Annotated in this window: 14 protein-coding genes and 1 pseudogene; all 15 read left to right on the plus strand. The window is 48.0% G+C overall.

Going from position 1 to position 8,615, the window contains the following annotated elements:
- Positions 1–182: 182 nt before the first annotated feature.
- On the plus strand, positions 183–767 hold the full coding sequence (locus ACXAC4_RS19360; protein WP_475164816.1) for an extracellular solute-binding protein: 585 nt from the start codon (positions 183–185) through the stop codon (positions 765–767).
- Positions 768–945: 178 nt separating this feature from the next.
- Positions 946–1,806, plus strand: a complete 861-nt coding sequence (locus ACXAC4_RS19365; protein WP_474970865.1) for a carbohydrate ABC transporter permease — start codon at positions 946–948, stop codon at positions 1,804–1,806.
- Positions 1,806–2,630: a carbohydrate ABC transporter permease gene (locus ACXAC4_RS19370; RefSeq protein ID WP_474969724.1), complete on the plus strand. Its 825-nt coding sequence runs from the start codon at positions 1,806–1,808 to the stop codon at positions 2,628–2,630. Before ACXAC4_RS19365 ends, ACXAC4_RS19370 begins: the two co-directional genes overlap by 1 nt.
- A 17-nt stretch (positions 2,631–2,647) precedes the next feature.
- Complete coding sequence (locus ACXAC4_RS19375; protein WP_475164817.1) at positions 2,648–3,154, plus strand: LacI family DNA-binding transcriptional regulator; 507 nt, start codon at positions 2,648–2,650, stop codon at positions 3,152–3,154.
- On the plus strand, positions 3,135–3,698 hold the full coding sequence (locus tag ACXAC4_RS19380) for a substrate-binding domain-containing protein (RefSeq protein ID WP_475164819.1): 564 nt from the start codon (positions 3,135–3,137) through the stop codon (positions 3,696–3,698). The genes ACXAC4_RS19375 and ACXAC4_RS19380 overlap by 20 nt, the downstream gene beginning before the upstream one ends.
- 36 nt (positions 3,699–3,734) lie before the next feature.
- Complete coding sequence (locus tag ACXAC4_RS19385) at positions 3,735–4,109, plus strand: ThuA domain-containing protein (RefSeq protein WP_475164820.1); 375 nt, start codon at positions 3,735–3,737, stop codon at positions 4,107–4,109.
- Entirely contained in the window at positions 4,106–4,402 is a 297-nt protein-coding gene (locus tag ACXAC4_RS19390; protein ID WP_475164822.1) for a ThuA domain-containing protein, read from the plus strand. Before ACXAC4_RS19385 ends, ACXAC4_RS19390 begins: the two co-directional genes overlap by 4 nt.
- A gap of 81 nt (positions 4,403–4,483) precedes the next feature.
- On the plus strand, positions 4,484–4,813 hold the full coding sequence (locus ACXAC4_RS19395) for a Gfo/Idh/MocA family oxidoreductase (RefSeq protein WP_475164823.1): 330 nt from the start codon (positions 4,484–4,486) through the stop codon (positions 4,811–4,813).
- A complete protein-coding gene (locus tag ACXAC4_RS19400; RefSeq protein WP_475164826.1) occupies positions 4,814–5,296 on the plus strand; it encodes a Gfo/Idh/MocA family protein in 483 nt (160 codons plus the stop codon). It begins immediately after the preceding gene.
- A complete protein-coding gene (locus ACXAC4_RS19405) occupies positions 5,263–5,535 on the plus strand; it encodes a hypothetical protein (RefSeq protein ID WP_475164836.1) in 273 nt (90 codons plus the stop codon). The genes ACXAC4_RS19400 and ACXAC4_RS19405 overlap by 34 nt, the downstream gene beginning before the upstream one ends.
- A gap of 194 nt (positions 5,536–5,729) precedes the next feature.
- Positions 5,730–5,954 carry a Gfo/Idh/MocA family protein gene (locus ACXAC4_RS19410; protein WP_475164827.1) on the plus strand — a complete coding sequence of 75 codons (225 nt, stop codon included), beginning with the start codon at positions 5,730–5,732 and terminating at the stop codon, positions 5,952–5,954.
- A gap of 651 nt (positions 5,955–6,605) precedes the next feature.
- The gene (locus tag ACXAC4_RS19415) at positions 6,606–7,082 is read left to right on the plus strand and encodes a sugar phosphate isomerase/epimerase family protein (protein WP_475164829.1); all 477 of its coding nucleotides are present in this window, start codon (positions 6,606–6,608) and stop codon (positions 7,080–7,082) included.
- A complete protein-coding gene (locus ACXAC4_RS19420) occupies positions 7,036–7,455 on the plus strand; it encodes a sugar phosphate isomerase/epimerase family protein (protein ID WP_475164831.1) in 420 nt (139 codons plus the stop codon). Before ACXAC4_RS19415 ends, ACXAC4_RS19420 begins: the two co-directional genes overlap by 47 nt.
- Positions 7,456–7,674: 219 nt before the next feature.
- Complete coding sequence (locus ACXAC4_RS19425; protein ID WP_475164834.1) at positions 7,675–7,854, plus strand: hypothetical protein; 180 nt, start codon at positions 7,675–7,677, stop codon at positions 7,852–7,854.
- A 76-nt stretch (positions 7,855–7,930) separates the two neighbouring features.
- A pseudogene (locus tag ACXAC4_RS19430) lies at positions 7,931–8,521 on the plus strand (TonB-dependent receptor domain-containing protein); the annotation flags it as partial.
- Positions 8,522–8,615 lie beyond the last annotated feature (94 nt).

Raw genomic sequence — 8,615 nt, forward strand, 5'->3', positions numbered from 1 at the left:
ACGTATTGCTAAGGTGTTGGAACCTGTAAGTAGGCACCGTATCCAGCACCATCGCCTTCGCAGCAAAAGAGAAGTGGGTACTTGGGAACCACCTTTCCAACGCATACTTGGCGGATGAGTTCAATCATAGTGTGACGGAAGCCTATGAAGCCGATACAGTCGAATTCCAAATGGGTGATCAGATGAAACGTTTCACCGATCTCCAGAAAGATTATTCCGTCCAGCCTGTTTTGAGCCTTGATTATTCCCAGCAGGTGGAAGAAAACTTCTCCCTTGGAAAAGTAGCTATGATCCAGCAGGGGAACTGGGTATACAATACCGTTGAATCCATGGATGAAGAATTCGCTCAAAACAACGTAGGCATCCTGCCTATTCCGGTGGAAGGTTATGAAGGCAGCATCCCTGTCGGTGTGCCAAACTACTGGGTTGTGAACAAAGAGTCTGAAGATGAAGTGGTTCAAGCAAGTAAAGACTTCCTTGATTGGATGTACACATCTGAAGAAGGTAAGAAATTCGTAACAGAAGAGTTCAAATTCATTCCTGCTTACGAAGGGTACGAGGATCTTGAAATTGCCGATCCGATTTCCCAGCAGATCTACGAGTACGCAAGTGAAGGCAATACACTTGGATGGGTCTTCCTCGGCGCTCCTACAGGCTGGACAGAAGACGCGATGGGTGTAGCGATGCAGGAATACATTGCCGGCGATATCACTTGGGAAGAAGTGGAGAAGAGAGCAACAGAAGCCTGGGAGAAAGCCCGTCAGTAAATGGATGTTGGTGACCGGCGGCGGCCATGCCAGCTGCCGGAACTATAAAACTCTCCTCTATTAGGATATTTGCTGAAGTAAGTATGTTAATAGATGGGATGTTTTGATCCTGATTCTTTTATGAAATCGATACCATAACCAGCGGCATCTACCGCATCATGTATTGGAGGAGTTGTACATGCAGAACCGCAGCTTATCATTCTGGCTGTTTTTGACACCGGTTATTCTTGGTTTGGGGATTGTCGTCGTCATCCCATTCTTCTACGGTCTTTTCTATTCATTTACAGACTGGAATGGAATTACGGCTACAGCTTTTATCGGGTTTGAGAACTACATCAACCTGTTTCAGGAAAGTGAATTTGTGGATTCCATATGGTTCACTGTGAAATTTGCCCTCATTACGGTCGTCCTGCTTAATGTGATGGGACTGGGCCTGGCCCTGCTTGTGACACGGAATATTAAATCAAGCAGTCTTCTGCGGACCGTCTTCTTTATGCCGAACTTGATCGGTGGATTGATCCTCGGGTTTATCTGGCAGTTCATTTTCATCAGTGTGTTCGGTGATATTGCCGGAATTACAGGAATCGAAGGTTTTGAAGGCTGGTTGTCCACCACAAATACCGGCTTCTGGGGTCTTGTCATTCTGACAGCGTGGCAGATGGCTGGTTACATCATGATCATCTACATTGCTTACCTTGAAAACATTCCGAAAGAACTGATTGAAGCGGCGAAAATTGATGGAGCAAGCAGTTTCCAACGCTTCAAAAATATTACGTTCCCCCTGGTCGCACCAGCGTTTACGGTCAGTATGTTCCTTACATTGTCCATGGCTTTCAAGATCTACGACCAGAACTTGTCCCTGACCAACGGTGGACCATTCAACTCCACGCAGATGGTAGCGATGGAAATCGTACGTACAGCGTTCTCTGACAACGATATGGCCTATGCCCAGGCAAAAGCGGTTATTTTCTTCCTGATCGTTGCTGTGATTGCATTGACTCAGGTGTATTACAACAAGAAGCGGGAGGTTGAGATGTAATGAAGAAGAACAAAGAGAGAAGAAATTTACTATCGATAGAAATCCTCGGCCTTCTGCTTGGATTGATCTGGATCTCGCCATTTTACCTGATGATTGTCAATGCGTTCAAAACGAAGCGGGACATTTTCAGCGGGGTACTCGGATTTCCGAGTGAACCGGTTTTTGAAAACTTCGTCGAAGCGTTTGTTGATCTTGAATTCCTGAAGTCTCTTTTCAACTCGCTCATGATTACAGGGTTCAGTATTGCGATCATCATCCTGTTTTCATCCATGGCCGGTTATGCGCTGGCGAGAAATAAAAGTAAGCTGAGCAGTGTGATTTTCTTCATCTTTGTGGCCGCGATGCTTATTCCGTTCCAGTCGGTCATGATTCCGCTTGTATCGATCTTTGGACAGGCGGACATGCTGAATGCCGGCGGATTGATTTTCATGTATCTCGGATTCGGCTGCAGTCTTTCCATCTTCCTTTATCACGGAGCGATGACAGGAGTATCGAAATCCCTGGATGAAGCGGCTATCATCGATGGAGCGAACCGCTTCCAGACATTCTGGTACATCATTTTCCCGCTGCTTAAACCGATTTCCGTTACGGTAGCTATATTGAATGTCATCTGGATCTGGAACGACTACCTGCTTCCATCCCTTGTTCTTAATGAATCCAACGCAACCATACCGTTGAAAATGTTCTATTTCTTCGGGCAATATACGAAACAGTGGCACCTGGCGCTGGCTGGACTTACCATTGCCATCCTGCCGGTCATCATCGGATACTTCTTCGCACAGAAGCAGATCATCAATGGTGTATCAGAGGGTGCTGTTAAATAAACGAAGAAGGGAGGTAGATGAACGTGTCCGTAACAATCAAGGATGTGGCCAAAAAGGCCGGCGTCGCGCCATCTACCGTATCCCGTGTCATCTCGGATAGTCCGAGAATCAGTGAAAAAACGAAGCGGAAAGTCCGGAAAGTCATGGATGATCTTGGCTATCACCTGAATTACAACGGCCGTGTCCTTGTCAGCCAGTCCACGCAGACCATCGGCATCGTAACGAAAGTTTCTTCTGATCACTTTTTCGAAAATCCGTTTTTCTCCGAATTGTTACGAGGAATCAGTGATGCCTGCCATGAACGGGACTACAGCATGTACCTGACAACAGGGAATACAGAGGAAGCGATTTTTCAGGAAGTCGTCAAGATGGTCCAGGGAAAACGTGTGGACGGTGTGCTCGTGCTTTACTCCAGGGAAGACGATCAAGTCGTTCCGTTTTTAAGAGAATCCGAGCTTTCCTTTTGTTGTGCTTGGAAAGCCTGTCGATCGACCGGGAGAGACGATGTATGTAGACAACGATAACGTAGAGGCCAGTAAGGAAATGACCCGGTACTTGATTGGACTTGGCCACGAAAGAATCGGATATGTCGGAGGCAACTCCCAATTTGAAGTCGCCCGCGACCGGTTGGAAGGATATCGCGCCGCCATGAAGGATCAGGGGCTGCCGGTTGATGAAAAATGGCTGAAAAATGATCCATCAGACAAACAGGATCCCGATCAGGTTGCTGAACAGCTCCTGGTCCTTGAAAAGATACCGACAGCTTTAATCTTCACTGACGAATACAATGCGCTCACAGTTATGCGGTCCTTGTCCCGCAGAGGAGTGTCCATTCCGGAACAGATGAGTATCGCCGCCTTTAACAATACGGTGGTGTCAAGACTCGCTGATCCCCCGTTGACGACGGTGGATACGCAGGCGATTCAGCTTGGACATGAGTCAGCCTCCAGCTTGATCGACCTGCTCAAACGTCCGGATATGGTCAAGAAAAGCATGATCATCCCTACAAGAATCGTGGAACGGGAGTCGTCCTGCAGGCCGGAGCGTAGCAGACAGAAAAAAGCATGATCCATAGAAAATCAAACAGAGATAAAGGAAAAGGAGATGGAAAGAATGAATGTACTAGTATGGAACGAATATCGACATGAAAAAGAAAACCAGGTCGTTGCTGATGTTTATCCCGACGGCATTCACGGCGCAATTGCAGAATTTCTGGGCGAAGATCATGCCCATGTGAAAACAGCCACCCTCGATGAAGAGGAGCATGGATTGACAGATGAAGTCCTTGCCGAAACAGATGTCCTCGTATGGTGGGGCCATAAAGCCCACGACGAAGTCCAGGATGAGATTGCTGAAAAGGTGAAGCAGCGTGTCCTTGACGGGATGGGACTTGTCGTTCTTCATTCCGGCCATTTTTCCAAACCGTTTAAGAAATTGATGGGCACTTCCTGTGATCTTGAAATGGCGCGAAGCCGATGAGAAAGAACGTCATATGGGTCGTCGATCCCACCCACCCGATCGCTGAAGGGATTGGGGAGTACATCGAACTGGAAAAAGAAGAGATGTACGGAGAGCATTTTGATATTCCTGCGCCGGATGAGCTGGTCTTCGTCAGCTGGTTTGAAGGCGGCGAAGTGTTCCGTAGTGGTGCCACGTTCCGACGCGGACGCGGAAAGATTTTCTATTTCCGTCCAGGTCATGAAACGTATCCGACCTATTACAACAAAGAAGTACAAAAAGTCATCCGCAACGGTGTGAACTGCGTGCCGTAACGCAGACACGCCGACAGCCGGTTTATGGAAATGCCCAGCCTTTAGAAAACATTACGAGTAAATCATAAAGGAGCTGTAACGATGACAATATTGAAAGTTGCTGTAATTGGATGCGGAAGTATCGCTCAGAACCGTCACTTGCTGGAATACGAAGCGAATGAAAATGTGGAAATCAAGGCGGTTTGTGATATCGTTGAAGAACGTGCCCGGAAAGTAGGCGCAATTGTATGGCGCTACAATCTATACACCGATTATGAAGATCTTTTAGAAAAAGAAGATAGTAGATGCGGTGAGCGTCTGCCTGCCGAACTACCTGCACGCTCCTGTGTCGATCGCCGCTCTGAACGCAGGGTGCGCACGTCCTCTGTGAAAAGCCGATGGCTACTTCCAGAGAAGAAGCGGAGGAAATGATTGCATGCGGCAGAAAAGAGCGGAAAGAAATTGATGATTGCTCACAACCAGCGTTTTGTTCCGTCCCATCAGAAAGCCAAAGAACTGATTGAGTCCGGCGCAATCGGGAAAGTGTACAGCTTCCGTACGGCTTTCGGGCACGGCGGACCGGAAGGCTGGAGTGCCGAAGGGGAAGACAGCTGGTTCTTCAAGAAGGATCAGGCTTTCATCGGTGCCATGGGTGATTTAGGTGTACATAAAGCCGACCTGCTCCGCTACATCCTTGGACAGGAATTCGTCGATGTAGCCGGCTTTGTCGAGAACAACGCGAAGAAAGATATCACGGTCGATGATAATGCGGTCTGCATCCTCCGTTCCGAGAACGGCATCGTCGGAACAATGGCAGCAAGCTGGGCGTACAATACCGAGCGAGGACAACTCGCACAGTCATTTACGGAGAGAAGGGAACGCTGCGTCTTGAAGACGATCCTGAGTACTCCCTGATTGCCCAGTATACGAACGGGGATATCGTCAATTATCAGCTTGGGAAAATCCAATCCAACGACGAAGGCGGACAGAGCAATTCGCACGTCATCGATCACTTCGTCGACAGCATTCTCAATGATACGGAACCGCTGATTACAGGAGAAGAAGGTATGAAATCACTTGAAGTCATCCTCGCTGCGCTCCGCTCAGGGGAAACGGAGACAAATCAGTCAGTATGGAGAACGTGCACTAAATGACTCGGTTGAAAATGGGAATCATTGGAGCAGGGGGAATTGCCCAAGCGAGGCATATTCCCTCTTTCCTTGAATTAAACGGAGAAAGTAGAATTAACCGCTGTCCAGGATGTGAACCGTGACCGGGCGGAAGAAGTAGCGGAGACATTCGATATCCCCTACGTCTTTTCAGTATTATAAAGATCTGTTCGCAAGAAGTGGATGCTGTAACGATCTGTACGCCGAACAAGTTCCATGCAGAGATTGCGGTTGCAGCTCTTGAAGCTGGAGTCCACGTGCTCTGTGAAAAACCGATGGCAATGACGACGGAAGAGTGTGAAGCGATGATCGAAGCGGCAGAGAAAAATGACCGCCTTCTTATCGATTGCTTACCACTACCGGTTATACACCAGAAGCGCAGCTTGCAAAGAAAGCAATGCTGAACAATGAAATCGGAGACCCTCTCGTAACGAGAGTTCAAGCGATGCGCCGCCGTAAAGTTCCAGGCTGGGGTGTATTCACGAATAAGGATCTTCAAGGTGGAGGAAGTCTTGATCGATTTCGGCTGTCACTTGCTTGATCTTGCTCTCTGGCTGCTGGATGATCCGAAACCAGTTGAAGTGATGGGCACGAACTTATGACCGGTTGAGCAAGACTCCAGGACAGGTCAATGACTGGGGAGCTTTTGATCATGAAACGTTCAACGTAGATGATCATGTGACAAGTTACATCACGTTTGAAAATGGCGAGTCGCATGCAGTTTGAATGCTCATGGGCAGCGAACATTAAGGAAGACCATACAACCTTGACCATTTCAGGTGTGGATGGCGGCCTCAGTGTCTATCCGTTTGAACTTATATCAAGCGAAATACGGTGCCTTATTCGACCAGCACAGCGAAAATGCCGTGAAGGCGAACCGGAAGCCGGGTCTCGTTCAAGCGGAGAACTTTATCGACAGCTGCCTCGGCAAGGACAGAACTTGTCGTAAAACCGGAGCAGGCGCTGAAAGTAACCAGGCTGATGGAAGCAATCTATCAAAGCAGTGAAACAGGAACAAGTGTTAAACTATAACCTAGGCAGGAGGAGATTGCTGAATGAAACTAGGAGTATTTACTGTACTATTTTCCGATAAATCGTTTGAAGACATGCTGGATCATGCGAAAGAATCCGGCTTGAAAGCCGTCGAAATCGGGACAGGAGGCTATCCAGGAGATGCTCACTGCAATCTGGATGAACTGCTGGAAAGTGAAGAAAAGCGTAAAGAATACTTCAAGAAAGTCCATGACCGAGGCCTGACGATCAGTGCCTTCAGCTGCCACGGCAACCCGATTTCACCGGATAAAGCGTTTGCAGAAGAGTCTCATGAAGCCTTCGTTAAAACGGTCAAACTGGCAAGCTTGATGGATGTCCCTGTCGTCAATACGTTCTCCGGTACACCGGGTGGACACGAAAACGATACCGCTCCGAACTGGCCGGTAACTCCGTGGCCACCGGAATATTCCGATGTGCTTGAATGGCAGTGGAATGAAGAAGCTGATTCCTTACTGGAAAGAGCAAGGGGAGTTCGCTGAAGAACATAACGTGAAAATCGGTCTTGAACTGCATGCCGGCTTCTTAGTCCACACGCCTTACACGATGCTGAAGCTTCGCGAAGCGACAAGCGATGCCATCGGTGCGAACCTGGATCCGAGTCACTTGTGGTGGCAGGGCATCGATCCTGTTGCAGCGATCAAGATTCTGGGTACAGCGAACGCCATTCACCACTTCCACGCAAAAGATACGTACATCGATCAAGAGAATGTGAACATGTACGGCCTGACCGACATGCAGACCATTACGGAAACGTGCAGACAAGAGCGTGGAGCGTTCCGTTCGGTCGGTTACGGACACGGTACGGAAGAATGGTCCAATATCATCAGTGCTCTAAGAACGTTACGGATATGATCATGTCGTAAGTATTGAACACGAAGATCCGATCATGTCCATTAAGGAAGGATTCAAGCAGCGGTGAAGAACTTAAAAGATGTGATGATAGAGGAACCGGCAACGGACATGTGGTGGGCCTGACGGCTGGCTGACATGGACAAATAAAGCCGCTGGAAAGGGGAAAAAACGATGGAACAGACATCGAGGAGTAAGAGGAGGACTATATGCCGTAAGTGAATGGATCAGCCGGCTGGCCCTGGCCAATCTGTCCTGCAAATTCAACCTTCCCGTTGGACTGCTGCTGGTGAGTTTGCTGTACAGCTCGGGGTTGCAGGATCTATGGTATCTGCTTCCACCACTGGTGAAGGTGCTGGATACGGTGCCTTCTTAGGTTTCATTAACCTTAGCAATACGTAACTGAACGAAGTAAAAGAACATATGAAATTAAAGGTTAACGACGGTTAGATTCACCTCTTACACAGCACCTGGTTTCAAAGGCCAGTTAACAGATGATTTCAGCATGAGTGTGGCATTTTTCAACACCGAGTATGACGACCTACCTTACCAAGTAAACACGTCAACAGAGACTGGTTTTGATACCAATAACCTGATCGTCGAGCAAACGTCTCGCGGCGTTGAATTTGAAAGCACCTATTACGTAACTGATAACTTCACGCTTCACTCAAGCTTTGGCTTTATGGACGTAGACGTTGAAGAACAAAATGGCGTTAAGCCAGTTGCGCCGCTTACACCAGAGTGGACTGCATCACTTAGCCCGTCATATTCGTTTGAACTTGAAAACAACGCGACAATAACAAGCCGCTTTGACGTATCTTTCCGTGACAGCATGTACGGTGAGCCAAGCTCAGATCCACTTCGCATGACGCAAGTTGATAGCCGCACAACAGTGAACTTCGATATCTCTTACGCGCCTGCAAATGCAAACTGGGACGTATCACTATACGGTCGTAACGTCTTTGATGAGCGTTATGATGATGCACGCTTAAATACTGGTGATTACCTACTTGTGATCAAGAGCAATGATGCAAGCGAATTTGGTGTACGCTACCGCGCAACATTCTAATTCGCTATTAAGCTAATACTAAAACGGGGCCATTTGCCCCGTTTTGTTTTTTAGAGGTGCTGTGTAAGAGGTGAATCTAACCGTCGTTAACCTT

The organism is Pseudoalteromonas sp. AWM4_233 (assembly GCF_056158285.1).